Raw genomic sequence first — 17064 nt, forward strand, 5'->3', positions numbered from 1 at the left:
TGATATAAATTCGTTCGCAGTTCTTGTCAGTTGGAATTTCAAATAAATTCCGCTGCTAATATTACGGCTTTTTTTTTATTTGTCCAAATTTTTTAAAGATTTTTCTATTAATTTCGTTTATTTTTGATTTTATAGCTACATTCGTATCGGTCTATTTAAAGATTTATTGCAAATATTATGTACGCTCAAAGATTAAAAGCCGGTCAGATATCTCTTTTTGTCGGTATCTCCATGTTAATTATGAAATTTGGTGCCTACCTCCTCACAGATTCCGCAGCCATCTTTTCTGACGCCCTCGAATCAGTTGTTCATATCGCTGCCACTTCCATGGCACTTTTCAGCATAATCTATTCTTCAAAGCCACCTGACAAGGAACATCCGTACGGTCACGGCAATATGGAATATTTTTCAGCCGGAGTTGAGGGGCTCTTAATCCTGATTGCAGCAATCGGGATAATCTACTATGCCACTATGGATATTATCTATCCTCCGGAGATCAAAAAACTGGATATCGGTATGGGAATCATTGCCTTTGCCGGTCTGATCAACCTCTTTTTAGGGCTTTTCCTTATTCGTACCGGAAAAAAAACAAACTCGATCACTCTGATTGCTGATGGTAAACATGTGCTGACAGATTCATATACGAGTCTGGGTGTGATTATTGGTTTAACCATAGTTTACTTTACAGATTTCGCAATCATTGACCCACTTTTTGCAATTTTTGTTGGTATGAATATTATCTATACTGGCTACAAACTGCTAAGAGAAGCCTTTGGTGGACTGATGCATGAAGCCGATCCAGGGACTGTTACCAAGGTATCAAAAGAAATTGTCTCTCTTCGAAAAGAAGACTGGATTGATGTCCATGAACTAAGATGCAGACGATCAGGCAGTTTCATATCTATCGATTTTCATCTGATTCTCCCCTTCTACCGGACCATTAAAGAGTCACACGATGAAGAAACGAGAATCAAGAATGACCTGCGGGAAAAATTCAGCGAGTCTGATGTAAAAATACACTTCGATTATTGCCAGCCAAAATTATGTAAATACTGTTCGTATGCAAATTGTACAGACAGAACCGAACCATATTCGGTTAATTTTGACTGGAACGAGGAAAAAACTGCCGGTCGACCAATTTATGAATTTTTAACTTAACTATTAAACAGGACTGTATATGCCTGATCTTAGTGTAAATTATCTGAATCTAAAACTTAAAAATCCGGTAATTGCTGCATCTTCCGGCCAAACGAAAACTCTTGATAATCTCGTAAAATTACAGGATAACGGAATTGGTGCTGTGGTTCTAAAGAGTTTCTTTGAGGAGTCTCTTCCCAAATCGCAAAAACTGGATCCTGCCGAAAATTATCACCCCGAGATTTATGAATATTTCGGTTACGAACATGATAAATACTTTGGGTTGAAGGATTATTGTGAACTTGTCTCAACAGCAAAATCAAAATTGTCGGTTCCGGTAATAGCAAGTATCAATTGTGTAAGTGCCGACTGGTGGTTCCGGTTCTCTGAACAACTTGAAGCAGCTGGAGCTGATGCCATCGAATTGAATGTGTTTAATTATGCATCGTCGAAAAATTTTGCATCTCCGAATATCGAAAAGATATATCTTGATATTGTGAAAGGTGTTAAAAATACCGTAAAAATACCGGTTGCAATCAAAATAGGACAGAATTTCAGCAGTCTCCCAAACTTTGTCTCATCCCTAGAACGGAACGGTGTAAACGGAATTGTCCTTTTCAACCGATTCACAGATCTTGATATTGACATCAACACATTTAAATTTAAAACGACATTTGAATTCAGTGACAGACACGAATTTTTTGTACCATTGAGATGGATTGCGATACTCTACAGACAGGTGAAGTGCAGCCTGAGCGCTTCCACGGGAGCCAAAAGCCACGAAGAAATCATTAAATTCCTGCTTGCCGGCGCATCCACTGTGCAACTTGCTTCTGTAATCTACCAAAAAGGACCTTCGGTTGTTTCAGAAATTCTGAAGAATATTGAAAAATGGATGGGAGAACACAATATCGATAAACTCGATAGCTTAAAAGGGAAATTGAGTTTCTCTCAGGATGCAGAAGGGATTGCGAACTACTATATGCGCTCGCAATTCATGGAAAAAATTACTAAAGTGGAGTAGAATCCTCTTTTTCTAAAGTTCCTCGAAATAAACAAAATAATTTTGCGGAAGAGTTTTTGCGAATTCTTCCGCTTTTTTTATACTGTCAAAAATCCCAAAAACAGTCGAACCACTGCCACTCATTAGAGCAAATTCTGCACTCTCTTTATAGAACAACTCTTTAAGTCCGCCGATTTCCGGGTGGTCAATAAAAACCGTCTCTTCAAATGCGTTTTTAATCATTTGCTGTAACTTGTTGTAATCATATGACTTTTGCTGATTTAACTCAAGCAGGTTGAATGGTGCTTTCCCCGGTTTACAGTTTTTATAAGCGGGTCCCGTTGCAACATGAATACCCGGGTTTACAACAACCATCACACCCGCGAGTTCAAAATCCAGAGGTGTGAGTATCTCACCCCTGCCTGATCCGAATGAAGGAACCGGATGAATAAAAAACGGCACATCAGAACCAAGTTCCGCTCCAAACCCGCGTAAATCTTCCTTTGTATATTTGAGATCAAAAAGGTCATTCAAACCAAGTAAAACCGATGCAGCATTTGAGGATCCCCCTCCAAGACCGGCTCCCATCGGAATTCTTTTTTCCAGACTTATCCTGCAATTAAGCTGCCTGCCTGTCTTCGATTCCATCAGTTTTACTGCTTTAAAAATGAGATTGTTTTCAATATCAATATTCAGGTCAGGACTGTCTGTCTCTATCAGAAGGTGATCACATTCCCGCATTATGATCTGGTCACACAACTCCAACGGGTAAAAAATCGTTTCAATGTTATGAAAACCATCTGCGCGTTTTTGCGTGATGAAAAGTCCAAAATTTATTTTTGCAGGTGAGTTTATTATTAGCTTCATTCTGTGATATCCCGGAAATGCTCCCTCTTAAAGCTATTTAATCAACCTGGAGGCTGCGTCAATTACGGAATTATACATTCCATCAAGATCAATTTGATCGATGCATTCCAGCTTGTAAGGACAGCTTTTCTTCCAGCACGGGGCACACTCAAGATCTTTCGGATAGAACATTACTCCGTGACCATAAAGATCGATCTCTGTCCAGCAACTTAAACCAAACCAGGAAACAATATATTTTTCAAGTGCAATACCCAGATGCATCCCAAATGAATCACCTGTCACGATTATGTCTGCCAATGCCTCATAGACAGCACCCATACGAACGCCTTCATTTGTGGGAGTACTGATGACTTCGAGAGGAAATGCATTTGCTATCTCTTTGTTTCTTTCTGCATCCTCGGGACCCCCAAGAAGTATTATCCTGTAATCTGTCTCTTTCAACAATCTGTCGATAATCTTGATGTGCTGGTCGACCCTCATTTTTTTGTTCGGAAAAAGGGTGGAACAGCCTGTATTAAATCCGATAACTATCTCTTTTTTATTGAAACTGAAGCGTTTCCTTAAGCTCTCTACCTTCTCCTTCTCTTTTTCGGTTAATTCGAAAACATATCTGGTTCTTTCGTATTCCAAATCGAGTGTTTCAGCTACATATTCCTGTTTCGTGCGTCTGTTCACCCTGAATTTTAGATGATCATCCAGCCCAAGCCGGTAGTTATACCACGCTCCGTCATTTACGGGAACAATTTTTCCGTCAGGATTCAGTCCGAATCCCTTCTTTTCATTTGCATGAATTGAATTAAGGAGTGCGCACGCCCTGTGAGATTTGTCGAGATTGGCTGCAAAATCAAACTGCATGTTCCTCATTACATTCAGGGATTCAAAATTGTAAACGAAAACTCTTTCCAACAAAGGATTATTCTCAAGCAACGGGGCAGAAATCTTGTCGGTGACCCAATAAATTGAAGAAACAGGATATTTTTTCTTAAGCAACGGCAACTGGGCGGTTGTCATAATTACATCGCCCATCGCATCCAGATTGATGATAAGTATCTTCACACCTATCGGGTTATCTTCTTTGCATCCTTGTTCAAGGCAGTTATATCCGGGGAAACACGGTTTATATCCGTTGAAGTTTTTACAATTTGGAATCTTCATAGGTCTTTACTTCACGATTTAGAAATGGTTCGAATTTTTCAATTACTTTATGCCACTGTACGAATTTTAAAGTGGGCTCCCTGGTTACAACCGCGTCGTAACGCGTATTATACGGATACCAGATAACATCCTCGGTGTCATATTTTACATATAACCCAAAAACAGGTACACCATAAATGGAAGCCAGGTGAACTGTTGCCGTATCAGGACTAAACAAGAGGTTTATTCTCCCGATCATGGCACAAAACTCACCAAAATCCGGTGTATAGTAGGTTCTCTCGGAATATGGATCAATTTCGAGGCTCAATTTAATATCTCTGGTCGAACATAACAAAAGATATTCAATATTTTTTTCTTTAAGATACTTCACCAGGTGTCTGAAATTTTCTGTACCCCAGTATCTTGCCAGACTCCCTGCTGAAATATTGATTCCAACTACGAATTTTCCCGGTTCAAATTTTGACTCAAAATATTTTTTGGTGACCGAAATATTCTCTTTGGTCGGAAAATATCTGATCCGGCTAAGGTCTTCGATGTTTTCATCCGGATCCATACCGGTCGTAACTTCGAATAAGTCAGCCAGTCCGAGAGATCGTTCTATAACATGATGATCGATGGAACTTAGTCTGGGTGCCAGGTGGGTATATATCGCACCGTTCCCCTTTTCCAACCCGGCAATATATTCAGTTTTCAACTTCGTAAGAAGAAAACTGACCGTTACAGAGACATCGTCATGCAGATCCAGTACAGCTTTAAAACCCGATTTTTTGACCTGCCTGATAATCTTTTTTGTCCCTTTACTTCCCTTCTCAAAAATGATCACCTCGTCGATGTCGGGATTGTTTCTGAAAACAAAGTGGTTGTGCCGGTCAGCCAATACTGAAATACTGCACCCGGTAATTTTTTTTATTTTGTGGAGCAGCGGGGTAACCACTAAAGCATCCCCAATCCTGTTTAATCTGACACACAGGATCTTATCTCCCTCATTTAACACGATTTTACCGGTTTCTTTTTTTCTTTTCCCGATAAAAAGAATCCACTTTAAAAATAGATTTTTAAAGAATATTTCAATTTTTTTCATCTGTATTCATGTTTATTTGGTTTTTGTTGATGAGGACATCAATCTTCGACATAATCCTCTCCAGGGGCAGATCAAGAAAACATTCATGTTTTCGATTGCAAACAAGAAGATTACAGCAGATACAGTCCAGTTCATCCAATCGTACAGTTTCATGATTTTTCCCAAATGGTCCCTGCAGTGACGGGTCTGTTGGACCATGCAGAGCCAGCACTGGGACTCCGAGTGATGAAATAAGGTGCATGGGCCCGCTGTCGTTGGCAACGGCAAATTTGCAGAACTCAGCTACAGCACCCATCTCAATGAATGTCGTTTTTGGTGCAAGGAAAGCCCTCTCCCCCATGAATTTCTTTATTTCTTCAGCTTCCTCAAGGTCCCCTTTACCCCAAAGTATCAGGCACTTTACCCCAAATCTGTCATAAACAGCATTCCCGATCTCCGCAAACTTAACAGGATCACATCTTTTAGATTCCCAGCCACCGCCCGGAACAAGAGCAACAAAATTTTTACCGGTGTCGGTTGTATTGAAATAGTTTCTTGCAAAGTTTTTGGCTTCCCCGGGTATTACGATGTATTGTGCTCTGTGCCTTACGGGAATCCCGATTTTCTCGAGGAACTTTAGATGAAGATCACCCGCGTGGTGAATTCCTCTCTCTTCAGGTCCAAAAAGGTTATATGCATATTTCCTCCCTCTGTAGGGAAAACCTGCTCTGAACCTGGCACCACTCGCAAATGTCAGTTGTGCAGATTTTGGATTCGAATAAAGGTCGAGCACAAGATCGTATCTGTTCTTTCGTACTGCAAGTATCTGTTTTACGATTTCAAATTTGTTCTTTGTATTATAGACAAAAACCTCATTGATCAAAGGTATTTCGGTCAATAACGGAGCAGAAGGTTTTTCGGTCAGGAAATCAATTTTTGCATCCGGATACATCGCCCTGATGTTCTTTAGCACAACCGTGCTCAGGATTACATCGCCAATTCCTTTGAATTTTATCAATAATATTTTCTTTACAGGAGATTTCGGAGTTAGCATGGCTGATTTTCTTAACCTTGTTCATATATTTCACCGTTGCAAATCTATAAATTCTGAATTAGTTATACAATTATTGAAGAGCCCAATGCCCACTGTACTGGAAATTTTAGACAAATCCACCACTTTTTTAAACGAAAAAGGTATTGAATCGCCAAGACTGAATGCCGATCTGTTAATGGCAAATGTTTTGAATTGCAGAAGACTAGACCTGTATCTTATGTTCGACCGTCCTCTTAAGGAGAATGAACTGGAAAAATACAGGGATTTTATCAGGAGGCGAATTAAATTTGAACCGCTTCAGTACATTGTCGGAAATGTTGAATTTTTCGGATTAAATCTCACAGTTACCCCCGCAGTACTGATCCCCAGACAGGAGACCGAACTCCTCGTCGAGATCATCGTCAACGAAAACAAAGATATTCCAAACCTGAAAATACTCGATCTGGGTTGTGGAAGTGGCAACATTTCGATTGCGCTTGCCAGATCACTCCCCGGTTCTGAAGTTACCGCTTTGGAGATCAGCAATGAGTCAATTCAGATCGCAAAAAAAAATGCAGTCGACAACGGTGTGGAAAACATCTCCTTTATCAACTCCGATATGTTTGATTTTTTCCACTACAGTGGAGAACCGAACCGGATTTTCGATCTTGTCATCTCAAACCCGCCGTATGTATCGGAACTTGACTACAAAACGGTACAAGAAGAAGTGCTTCGATACGAGCCTTCGATAGCTGTTACAGATTTTTCAGATGGTTACAAGTTTCACTCGGAAATTATTAAAAACGCCGGAGAGATTCTCAAAATGAACGGGAAAGTATATCTCGAGATGGCGCTTGGACAGGACACTTTGCTGAAGGAAATGATGGAGAGCGAAGGTTACTCGGCTATCGAGATCTACAAGGATTATAATCGCATCAGCCGGTTTATCAGAGGGGTAAAATCAAAATGATAGCACTCGTGCAAAGAGTCTCGGAAGCCGGAGTTTATATCGAAGAACCTGCCTATACGGCAGAAACAGGACCGGGTATGGTGATTCTGTTGGGTGTAAAGGAAGGAGACACGCCAAGTGATGTTCTCTTCACCGCCGATAAATGCTCCAACCTCCGTATTTTCGAGGATTCAGAGGGTAAAATGAACATCTCCATAAAAGAAACACAGGGTGAGGTGCTCATTATCTCTCAATTTACGCTGTATGGTGAGACCGCAAAAGGTAACCGTCCAAATTTCACAAAAGCAGCAAAACCTGATGTCGCAAATACTCTTTATGAAGCATTCGTTGAAAGAATGAGACAAAACCTGGGAAGTGAAAAAGTAAAAACAGGTGTGTTTGCTGCCATGATGACGGTAAAAATAATTAACGACGGTCCTGTGACCCTGATTGTTGAATCGAAGTAAAATGGACGGAAAAAAATGTAACGGGTCAATTTTACTGTTTTTCATCGATGGTGTGGGCATTGGTGAACCGGATCTCGACAAAAATCCATTTTTCTCTTATCCCTTCAAAGTCTTTTCTGAATTTTTCACCCAAATACCACATTTGGAGAATGTGCCTTTGTCAGCAGGTAGAGCGGCGCTGTTCCCCGTGGATGCTTCTCATGGATACCCCGGTTTTCCACAGAGTGGAACCGGACAACTTTCCATTTTTGGTGGATATGACGCCATAGAATCATTTGGAGGTCACTTTGGTCCTTATGCACCTCTGTCTCAAGTCGACAGAATTTATGAGTCAAATCTGTTCAAAAATGCCATCTCCAATGGCTATAATTTCAAATTTCTGAACGCATATCCCCGTCCGTTTTTTAACTATTTGCGTAAGAAGCCAAAACGGTTGAATGTAACTGCTCACTGTATGATCTCCTCAGAAAGAGCATTCAACAATTCAAGACAAGTATATGATAAACAAGCACTTACCGCCGAAGTAACAAACTATCGCTGGAGGCAAAAACTTGGTTCAAAACTGCCTGAAATCACTCCGGAAGAAGCAGGAAAGATATTTTTAAGAAATTCGCGAAAAGCGGACATTTCTGTTTTCGAATACTATCTCACTGACTATGCCGGTCACCGGAGATATGATGGAAAGATCGAAGAAATATGTGAAATTATCGACAGGTTTCTGCTGCACCTCCTGATGAATCTCGACAATGAAAACGATACCCTTCTTGTCTGCTCAGATCATGGAAACTTCGAAGACATCTCGATAAAGACACATACAAAGAATCCGGCGATGTTCATCGCCTCCGGAAAATATGCCTCAGATGCACAAAATGAAATAAAAAACCTGTCTGATATAACCCCTTTCATCTTTCGAAAATTGAAAGAAAATGAAAAAACTGAGTCTTGATGATATAAAATATTTTCCGGCTATCCCTTTCACAATAACACTTTGTTTTGGGATAATAATCGCAAATGTTTCACCTTTCCCCCTCTGGTTCTCAATTCCTCTTTTTGTCATTTCAACCACACTTTTTTTCCTTCTTAAGTTAAGAAATCTTGAAAAAATCGTATTGCTTTTTGCATTCCTGTCGGGATTCGGGTTTGGTATCTCAGCATTAAAGATTTCCAATGATTCGCTTATGTTGAACCCGTTTAACACACCAAGAAAATCGGGTATGGAGGTGTATGCAAAAATTAATGAAGTGAGAGAGATGAACAGGGAAAACTTCATTTTCACCGGTGAGGTAACATCAGCAAGTTTCGATTCATCACAATTTAATCAAAATGGGAAGAAAAACAAAAAAAGAGTCTCTCATACTTACGACCCTGCTCCCAAACTTATATTTAAAATAAGAGATGCAGAACCGGAAGTCTTTAACTATGTGAAACAAAATCTCAAACCCGGCAGAAATGTCCATCTATTTGGCACATTTACTCTTCCACAGGGTAAACGAAACCCTGGTGGATTTGATTATGCTGCATATCTGAAGAATGAAATGATTTCCGGAACTTTCTCAGTTTATTCCGACTCAGTAATTGAAATTTCAGGAGAAAAGGATTTTATAACCGGAAACATCTTCGATCTGAGAAAAAGTATTGCCGAAATACTCGACTCACTGCATGATCCCGCAACTGCTGCCATTCTAAAAGGGTTGATCATTGCTGACAGGAGCGAAATCGATGAAGAGACAGTTAATACTTACATCGATACCGGAATTGCTCATATTCTGGCGGTTTCTGGTTTCAATGTCGGTATCATTTATCTTTTAACGCTACTTCTCTTTCAAAAAATAAAACCCCGCAGCAGATGGTTCGATATAATTGCCCGCTTGATAATATTGTTTCTTTTCCTTATGCTCACTCAATTTCAGGTTACCGTGTTAAGGGCGGTGATAATGTTCTCAGTCCACTCCATTTTAAAATTTTCCGGACGACCGACAAACCGATGGAATACCCTTGCAATCTCTGTTTTTATAATTCTGCTGCTTAATCCTCAGGATCTTTTCAGCACCAGTTTTCAACTTTCAGCCGCCGCCGTGGCAAGCCTTTTTATTGCAGAATCAATCTACTCATCTTTCAGATTTTCCCTAAGCTCAATTCTTAAATCAAAAAAGGAGGAGGTCTATAGAAAAGCACACTCGTTTTTTGATTCATTTGTTTTCAGAAATTTATCAGAACTCGTGATTGTGACTTTTTTCGTTCAACTTGGGATGTTACCGTTTTTACTCATTTACTTCGGAAAGATTACCTTCCTCTCGTTACCCGCAAATATTGTGGCTGTTCCGGTATCCTCGGTTATGTTACTAAATGGCCTATTGACACTGTTTGTTTCCGTTTTTTCCGCTTCTTTGGCGGGCCTCTTTGCTTCAGTTTCCGGGCTGCTCAATAAGCTCTTGAATATTACAATCCTCGCCTTAAAAGATACAAATTGGGGCAAAATGGAACTGCAAAATTTTTCATTTGAAGAAGGAATTGTCTTTTATCTCTTGATTTTCGTCCTGATTATGATCTTTTCAAGAAAAAGGGATCTGAAATGGAGGTTGTCATCTGTCATAATTTCCTTACTCATAATGGTTTTTACTCACTCTGCATTTGCAGCCACAGGGTTAAGCAAAACCGCGTCACACCTGGTGGCAATAGACACCGGTCAGGGCGATTGTTATCTCCTTAAAGACAAATCAGGAAAAACGGTTCTGATAGATGCAGGTGTTCTTACTGAACGGTATGATGCAGGAAAATCAACGGTTTTCCCCACACTCAAACGACTGGGAGTCGACTCAATCGACATTGCTTTTATCTCCCACTACGATACCGATCATGCCGGAGGAATGGTGACCCTTCTGAGGCAGGGTATAATAAAAAAACTGTTCCTGCCCCCTCCCGATTCATCTGACATTTCTGCTCTGTCGCTTTTTGCACTCTTTTCAAAATTTATTACTCCGACAGTTTTTAGAGAGGGAGAAATTCTTAGAACAGGTGAATTCACCATAAAATCACTGATCCACACTGATTCTTTGGATGAAAACAGTGAAAGCAACCGAAGAAGCATGGTTTTAAGTATTTCTGTGAATAACTTAAAAATGTTGTTTACGGGTGATCTTGACAGAGTTGGAGAAAGGAAGTTAATCAAAAATAATATAAATTTGAATTGTGATTTGTTAAAAGTTAGTCACCACGGCAGCAATTCAGCAACGACGAATCTCTTCCTGGATGCAGTAAGACCAAAGGTTGCAATAATCAGCGCCGGTGTAGCGAACAGGTATAATCTTCCACACCCCCTTGTAATAGAAAGGCTTGAGAATTCGGGATGTTCGATTTTACGAACTGACCTTGAAGGATGTATAATTGTTGAAATTGATGATGAAAAAAAATTGCATAAAATTGACTGGAGATAGCCGGAAGTGTATACAATAGGTTTTTTGGGTGGTGGTCAGCTCGCACGAATGTCTGCCATGGCAGCATACAGACTCGGCTTTAAAGTTGCTGTGTATGATGCCAAACTTGACTCTCCTGCTGGTATGATGACAAAACTGGACTTTGCAGGATCGATAGATGATGACGCAGCTCTAAGCAATTTCGCTGATGCCTGCGATATTATAACTTTGGAAAATGAATTCATTAACCCCGACAGGTTACGGTTTTTAAAATCACTGGGGAAAGAAGTATATCCGACTCCGGAGACGATTGGACTTATTCAAGACAAACTTACTCAGAAAATGACTTTTCAGGCTGCAGGTCTGCCTGTCCCCCGTTTTCTACCTGTTTCAGATTCAGATAATTATTCAGACCTGAACTCTGTTTTTGGTTCTGAATTCATCCTGAAATCAAGAAAGATGGGATATGATGGTTACGGGAACCACTTTGTCAGGACCGAACAGGATTTTCTTGAGGGGATGAAGAAACTTTCTTCAAGACACTCGGCAGTAATGGCTGAAGAAGTCATACGGTTTTCCAAGGAACTTGCAGTAATGGTTGCAATAAATACTCATGAAGTTGCGGTCTATCCTGTTGTTGAAACCATTCAGGAAAATCACATCTGCAAATTCGTACTCGCTCCGGCAGAGATAAGCAAGGCGACGGAATCGCGGATTTTGGATACAGCGGTGAATGCCATAAGAAGTGTCCACGGAAAAGGTATATTTGGTGTCGAGCTTTTTCTGACAGAGGCTAACGAAATTTATATAAATGAAATAGCTCCCAGACCTCACAATTCAGGGCACTATTCAATAGAAGGATGTGTAACATCACAATTTGAAAATCACATCAGAGCCATCCTTGAGCTCCCTTTGGGAAACACTTCGCTGTTGAAGAATTGTGCGGTGATGGTGAATACTCTCGGAAAAGCGGATGGTGAGGGTAGGATATTCAACTACGACGAAATTTTATTTGATTCATCAGTTCATCTCCACTTTTATGGCAAGTCGGAATCACGAAAAGGAAGAAAAATGGGCCATCTTACCAAAACTGGAGAGAATATTGCCCGAACACGACTTGAACTCGAAAAACTCGAAAACAAAATTAAAATTGGAAAGCCTTAAATGACAAAATCAGCCGCACCACTCGTAGGTATTATAATGGGCAGCGATTCTGACCTTCCGGTCATGAAAGAAGCTGCTACTGTTCTCGAAATTTTTGGGATAGAGTATGAGATCAATATCGTATCCGCACACAGAACTCCGGAATTAATGGCAGAATACGCTTCTAATGCTCATCTTAGGGGTATTAAGGTGATTATTGCAGGTGCAGGTGGCGCAGCACACCTTCCGGGTATGACCGCGGCTTATTCCCCGCTTCCTGTTATCGGCGTACCTGTAAAATTAAAATCGCTTGACGGACTCGATTCACTGATGTCGATTGTTCAAATGCCCGGTGGAGTGCCCGTGGCTACTGTTGCAATAGATCAGGCAAAAAATGCAGGAATTCTCGCTGCTCAGATACTCGCAACATCCGACAGCTCTCTGTTGCAAAAAATCATCAAATACAAGAACTCCCTCAGCGAAATGGTGGTTACGAGAAACAAAAATCTGACAACTTAGCTGACGGCACTCTCCTTATAAACAACGAGACCCGAGTCTGAATCTATCTCCACTTCAATCCCGAAAGGTATTGTGTAAAGATCCTTTACATGACCAAACGGGAAATTGGTTATCACCGGCTTGTTAATATTAGAAATGTAATGCTCAAATACCTCTGACTGGGTAAGTGTTGGTCCGTCTCCGGGATCTCCGTCAGTAAACTGACCAAAAATAAATCCTGCCGCTTTTTCGAAATATCCGTTTAGAAAGAGTTGATTCAGAAAACGGTCGATCCTGTAGGGAGGTTCTGAAACATCCTCAAAAAAGAAAATTTTACCGGTTGGATCCGGTAAATATTCACTTCCCAGCATGGAGCAATAAACGGCGAGATTGCCACCGTAAATCTTTCCGCATGCCGCGCCCTTCCGGTTTCCTGACATGGCAGTCCCGTTTGGTGGGATCACTTCCCCGCTTTTCCCGGCTTCAACTATGTCAAAAAAACTTTTCAAAGTATATTCGCTTGTTTCACCCGCAAAATCGACTGCTGCCATTGGTGCTGCGAACGATACCAGACCAGTTTTTACAAGAATCGCCATTTGAAGTGTGGTCAGATCGCTGTATCCGCAAAATATCTTGGGGTTTGACCGGATGATTGAATAGTCAACTCCGTGAAGTAACCTGCCAGCACCATACCCGCCTCTTAAAGAGATTATGGCTTTTATTTCTTCATTCGAAAAAGCACGATGAATGTCGTCAATTCTTTCCTCATCACTTCCTGCGAGATATCCATTTTGCTTCATGCAGTTGGGTAACATGACCGTTCTGTATCCCTTCTCATTCAGAAATTTAATCCCCTCTGCCACCCGGCTCATTTTTGAAGGAGAGGATGCGGGAGTGATTAAAGCAATCAGGTCATTTTCTTGAAGTCTGGCAGGTTTCATTTTCTGTTTTCTCGGTGTGTTATTTTATCGTTATGTTTGAAAGTGGTAATTGATTTACAATTCATTTATCGTTAATTTTGAATCTGCAAATTTACAATTTAATACGATTTATATATTGCTACAAAATCAAACTGAAGCAAAAAAACGAAATATTCTTTTCATTGGCGGCTCTCTTAACCAGACCACAATGATGCACGAGATTTCAAAGCATTTTGAGAACGACGACCTCTATTTTTCACCCTACTACGGTGACGGTTACATCCATTTGTTAAGACGGGCAGGAATTCTCGATTTCTCAATCCTTGGAGGTAAATTCTTCGAAACAACAATGAGGTACCTTGAAGAGAACAATCTTAAAATCGACTACCGGGGTTTGCAGAGAAAATATGACCTCGTTTTCACCTGTCAGGATTTGATCTTCCCGAAAAACATTAAAAATTCGAGAGTAATTCTCGTTCAGGAAGGTATGACAGACCCGGAAAACATTATGTATTACCTCGTAAAATATCTTGGATTCCCCCGGTACGCTGCCAGCACTTCAACCACAGGACTCTCTGATTTGTACGACCGCTTTTGTGTGGCATCTGAAGGATACAAGGAACACTTCATCAAAAAAGGAATAAAAAAAGAAAAACTGGTCGTTACCGGCATTCCCAATTTTGATAATTGTGAACAGTTCCTGCGGAACGAATTTCCTCATAAAAATTTCGTTCTTGTCGCCACATCCGATGCAAGAGAAACTCTCAAATTGGAGAACCGTATAAAGTTTATAAAAGAAGCAATCAAAATAGCCGGTGGCAGACAATTGATATTTAAACTTCATCCGAACGAAAAAGTGGAGAGGGCAACCGCTGAGATCAAAGCACTTGCCCCTGATGCAATAATCTATCCGACAGGTAACATCAATGAGATGATAGCAAATGCTGATGTGCTGGTTACGCAGTACTCTTCATGTTCATATGTCGGATTGGCACTTGGCAAGGAAGTTCACTCATACTTCAACATAGAAGACCTCAAAAAGATGCTGCCGCTCCAAAACAAAGGTACTTCAGCAAGATCGATAGCTCAGGTTGGTATGTCACTGCTTGAAATGTCACTCGATGAAGTGAAAGGAAGCAATAATGGGGGCACAACATCCTCCAAAATCAACTTTACAGACAAATCGAAATCGATTTCAGAAACCCGGTTAAACCGTTCACTTTCCACAAGAGAGAAATTTTAGATTGATACCTGTTGAAAAAATCGCCACTGTTATTCAAGCGAGAATGTCATCTACCCGCCTTCCGTATAAAGTGATGCTTTCTTTGGCGGGGAAACCCCTGCTACAAAGATTGTACGAAAGAGTAAATGCCTCGGTACTTAAAGGAAGTGTAATAATTGCTACCTCAACAGATTCATCCGATGATCCTGTGGAAAATTTTTGTAAAAGTGAAGGAATCAGATGTTATCGCGGGAGTTTGAATGATCTGCTTCAAAGGCATCTTGGTGCTGCCGAAACGATTGGTGCAGAATTCGTAATCAAGATTCCTTCAGATGTCCCGCTGATTGATACAGGGGTTATAGGACGGGTTGTTACTGAATTTTTTAGAGACGGTGCCGGTTATGATTATCTTTCCAATCTCCATCCTGCAACTTATCCTGATGGAAATGATGTGGAGATCATGAAAATTGATGCTCTACGAAAAGCTGACCGGGAGGCAACCAAAGATTTTGAAAGAGAACACACCACCCCCTATCTTTGGGAAAATCCTCACCTTTTCAAAATCGGTAATGTCACCTGGGAGACTGGTTATGACTACTCAATGTCCCACAGATGGACCATTGATTATGAAGAGGATTACCTGTTTATCAAAACGGTGTACGACGAGCTTTGGTCGCCGGATTACCATTTTTCCATGATTGATATTCTAAATCTGCTCGATAGAAAACCCTCAATCGCTGCAATAAACAGCAAATTTGCGGGAGTAAACTGGTACAGGCACCACCTCAACGAACTCCATACAATTTCCAGTGAACAGACCAAAATTTTATAGTAGTTAGAAAAACAAGAAAGTATTTGAATGAGCAATAAAATAGCGTTTAACGAGAATTATCCTGACATCTCCGAGTCGAATAAACTTTATGAGAGATCGAAGGGGCTTATCCCTGCCTTCACTCAGACTCTGGCAAAAGGACCCGCACAATATGTAAACGGTGTCGCACCCAAATATCTGAAAAGAGGTAAAAACGCCCATGTCTGGGATGTGGATGGAAACGAGTATATTGATCTGAATATGGCTATCGGTCCTCTCTCTCTCGGTTACGCCATCCCTGAAATTGATCAGGCGATAAAAGATCAACTGGAAGACGGCATCACCTTCTCATTGATGCATCCGTTGGAAGTTGAAGTCGCAGAATTGATTAGAGAAGTGGTGCCAAATACTGAATCGGTGAGATACAGCAAGACTGGTGCCGATGTGGTAAGTGCTGCTGTTCGCCTGGCAAGAGCTTTTACAAAAAAGAATAAAATCCTCTGTTGTGGATATCACGGGTGGCACGACTGGTATATTTCTGTCACCGATCGCAACGCAGGTATTCCTAAAGTAATTGAGGATATGAGTTTTACAATCAATTACAACGACATCCAATCGGTAATCGATTCGATCGATGAAGATGTCGCATGCATTATCCTTGAGCCTTTCGTTTTTCAGGAACCAAGAGATAATTTTCTTCAGGAACTAAGAAGAATCTGTGATGAAAAAGGGATACTTCTTGTTTTCGATGAAATGTGGACAGGATTTCGCGTAGCCCTCGGAGGTGCACAGGAGTATTTTGGAGTAAGGGCGGACCTCGCTCTCTTCTCAAAGGCAGTTGCAAATGGAATGCCAATCGGCATCCTGACAGGCAGGAAGGACATTATGGCACTGCTTGACAAGGATGTGTTTTTCTTCACGACTTTTGGTGGTGAAGCCCTCTCGTTAGCCGCAACCAAAGCTACGATTGAGTTCATGAAGAAGAACAATGTGCAGGGTGTAATAGCAGAAAAAGGAAGAAAACTGAAGGATGGCTATAATAAAATTGCCGCGGAACTCGGAATGAATTACACTTCATGTTCAGGATTCGACTGCAGAACCATTATGTCGTTTGACGCCTCCGCCGGAAATCCCCTTGAAATGAAATCACTTGTTCAGCAGGAAATGATAAAGAGAGGAGTGCTCTGGGGCGGATTCCACAATGTAAGTTTTTCACTCACTGATGAGGACATAGAACATGTGATTGCCTGCTACAGAGAAGTGCTCCCCATATTAAAAAAAGCAGTTCAGGATGGCAATGTTAAGGAATTGCTTCGCGGTGAACCAGTCGGACCTGTCTTCCGTAAAACATCGAATTTCAATATGAAACCCAGGAATATAGGTTAA

16 protein-coding genes are annotated in these 17064 nt (G+C 40.8%); 11 read left to right on the top strand and 5 right to left on the bottom strand.

The window, feature by feature from the left end; translation table 11 throughout:
• Positions 1–177: 177 nt before the first annotated feature.
• Together LCH52_05815 and LCH52_05820 are read left to right on the top strand one after the other, a co-directional pair.
• Complete coding sequence (locus LCH52_05815) at positions 178–1158, top strand: cation diffusion facilitator family transporter (protein ID MCA0387995.1); 981 nt, start codon at positions 178–180, stop codon at positions 1156–1158.
• 19 nt (positions 1159–1177) lie between these two features.
• On the top strand, positions 1178–2161 hold the full coding sequence (locus tag LCH52_05820; GenBank protein ID MCA0387996.1) for a dihydroorotate dehydrogenase-like protein: 984 nt from the start codon (positions 1178–1180) through the stop codon (positions 2159–2161).
• Between the two features lie 12 nt (positions 2162–2173).
• Here the strand turns inward: LCH52_05820 and ispE are convergent, their stop codons facing one another.
• Genes ispE through LCH52_05840 form a run of 4 tightly spaced genes read right to left on the bottom strand, consistent with a single transcriptional unit; the run spans position 2174 to position 6240 of the window.
• The gene (gene ispE, locus LCH52_05825; GenBank protein ID MCA0387997.1) at positions 2174–3007 is read right to left on the bottom strand and encodes a 4-(cytidine 5'-diphospho)-2-C-methyl-D-erythritol kinase; all 834 of its coding nucleotides are present in this window, start codon (positions 3005–3007) and stop codon (positions 2174–2176) included.
• A gap of 33 nt (positions 3008–3040) precedes the next feature.
• Positions 3041–4162: a glycosyltransferase family 9 protein gene (locus tag LCH52_05830; GenBank protein ID MCA0387998.1), complete on the bottom strand. Its 1122-nt coding sequence runs from the start codon at positions 4160–4162 to the stop codon at positions 3041–3043.
• Positions 4143–5243, bottom strand: coding sequence for a hypothetical protein (locus LCH52_05835; protein MCA0387999.1), 1101 nt, complete (start codon positions 5241–5243; stop codon positions 4143–4145). Before LCH52_05835 ends, LCH52_05830 begins: the two co-directional genes overlap by 20 nt.
• The gene (locus LCH52_05840; GenBank protein ID MCA0388000.1) at positions 5230–6240 is read right to left on the bottom strand and encodes a glycosyltransferase family 9 protein; all 1011 of its coding nucleotides are present in this window, start codon (positions 6238–6240) and stop codon (positions 5230–5232) included. Before LCH52_05840 ends, LCH52_05835 begins: the two co-directional genes overlap by 14 nt.
• A 121-nt stretch (positions 6241–6361) precedes the next feature.
• On the opposite strand from LCH52_05840, the gene prmC reads away from it, so the two are divergent.
• From prmC to purE, 6 genes are read left to right on the top strand one after another with little or no spacing between them, the layout of a single operon-like run.
• Positions 6362–7225: a peptide chain release factor N(5)-glutamine methyltransferase gene (gene prmC, locus LCH52_05845; GenBank protein ID MCA0388001.1), complete on the top strand. Its 864-nt coding sequence runs from the start codon at positions 6362–6364 to the stop codon at positions 7223–7225.
• Entirely contained in the window at positions 7222–7671 is a 450-nt protein-coding gene (gene dtd, locus LCH52_05850; GenBank protein ID MCA0388002.1) for a D-tyrosyl-tRNA(Tyr) deacylase, read from the top strand. Before prmC ends, dtd begins: the two co-directional genes overlap by 4 nt.
• 1 nt (position 7672) lies before the next feature.
• Positions 7673–8617 carry a metalloenzyme gene (locus LCH52_05855; GenBank protein ID MCA0388003.1) on the top strand — a complete coding sequence of 315 codons (945 nt, stop codon included), beginning with the start codon at positions 7673–7675 and terminating at the stop codon, positions 8615–8617.
• Positions 8598–11105 (top strand): DNA internalization-related competence protein ComEC/Rec2, encoded by a 2508-nt coding sequence (locus LCH52_05860; protein ID MCA0388004.1) that lies wholly within the window; start codon positions 8598–8600, stop codon positions 11103–11105. Before LCH52_05855 ends, LCH52_05860 begins: the two co-directional genes overlap by 20 nt.
• Before the next feature lie 6 nt (positions 11106–11111).
• Positions 11112–12248 carry a 5-(carboxyamino)imidazole ribonucleotide synthase gene (locus tag LCH52_05865; GenBank protein MCA0388005.1) on the top strand — a complete coding sequence of 379 codons (1137 nt, stop codon included), beginning with the start codon at positions 11112–11114 and terminating at the stop codon, positions 12246–12248.
• On the top strand, positions 12249–12746 hold the full coding sequence (gene purE, locus LCH52_05870) for a 5-(carboxyamino)imidazole ribonucleotide mutase (protein MCA0388006.1): 498 nt from the start codon (positions 12249–12251) through the stop codon (positions 12744–12746).
• Here the strand turns inward: purE and LCH52_05875 are convergent.
• Positions 12743–13666 carry an LD-carboxypeptidase gene (locus tag LCH52_05875; protein ID MCA0388007.1) on the bottom strand — a complete coding sequence of 308 codons (924 nt, stop codon included), beginning with the start codon at positions 13664–13666 and terminating at the stop codon, positions 12743–12745. The genes purE and LCH52_05875 overlap by 4 nt on opposite strands.
• A 115-nt stretch (positions 13667–13781) precedes the next feature.
• Here LCH52_05875 and LCH52_05880 point away from each other — a divergent pair, with 115 nt between their 5' ends.
• From LCH52_05880 to LCH52_05890, 3 genes are read left to right on the top strand one after another with little or no spacing between them, the layout of a single operon-like run.
• Positions 13782–14888 (top strand): hypothetical protein, encoded by a 1107-nt coding sequence (locus LCH52_05880; GenBank protein MCA0388008.1) that lies wholly within the window; start codon positions 13782–13784, stop codon positions 14886–14888.
• Position 14889: 1 nt separating this feature from the next.
• A complete protein-coding gene (locus LCH52_05885; GenBank protein MCA0388009.1) occupies positions 14890–15699 on the top strand; it encodes a glycosyltransferase family protein in 810 nt (269 codons plus the stop codon).
• A 27-nt stretch (positions 15700–15726) separates the two neighbouring features.
• Complete coding sequence (locus LCH52_05890; protein ID MCA0388010.1) at positions 15727–17064, top strand: aminotransferase class III-fold pyridoxal phosphate-dependent enzyme; 1338 nt, start codon at positions 15727–15729, stop codon at positions 17062–17064.

This window comes from Bacteroidota bacterium (assembly GCA_020161395.1).
Classification (GTDB): domain Bacteria; phylum Bacteroidota; class Ignavibacteria; order Ignavibacteriales; family Ignavibacteriaceae; genus UTCHB3.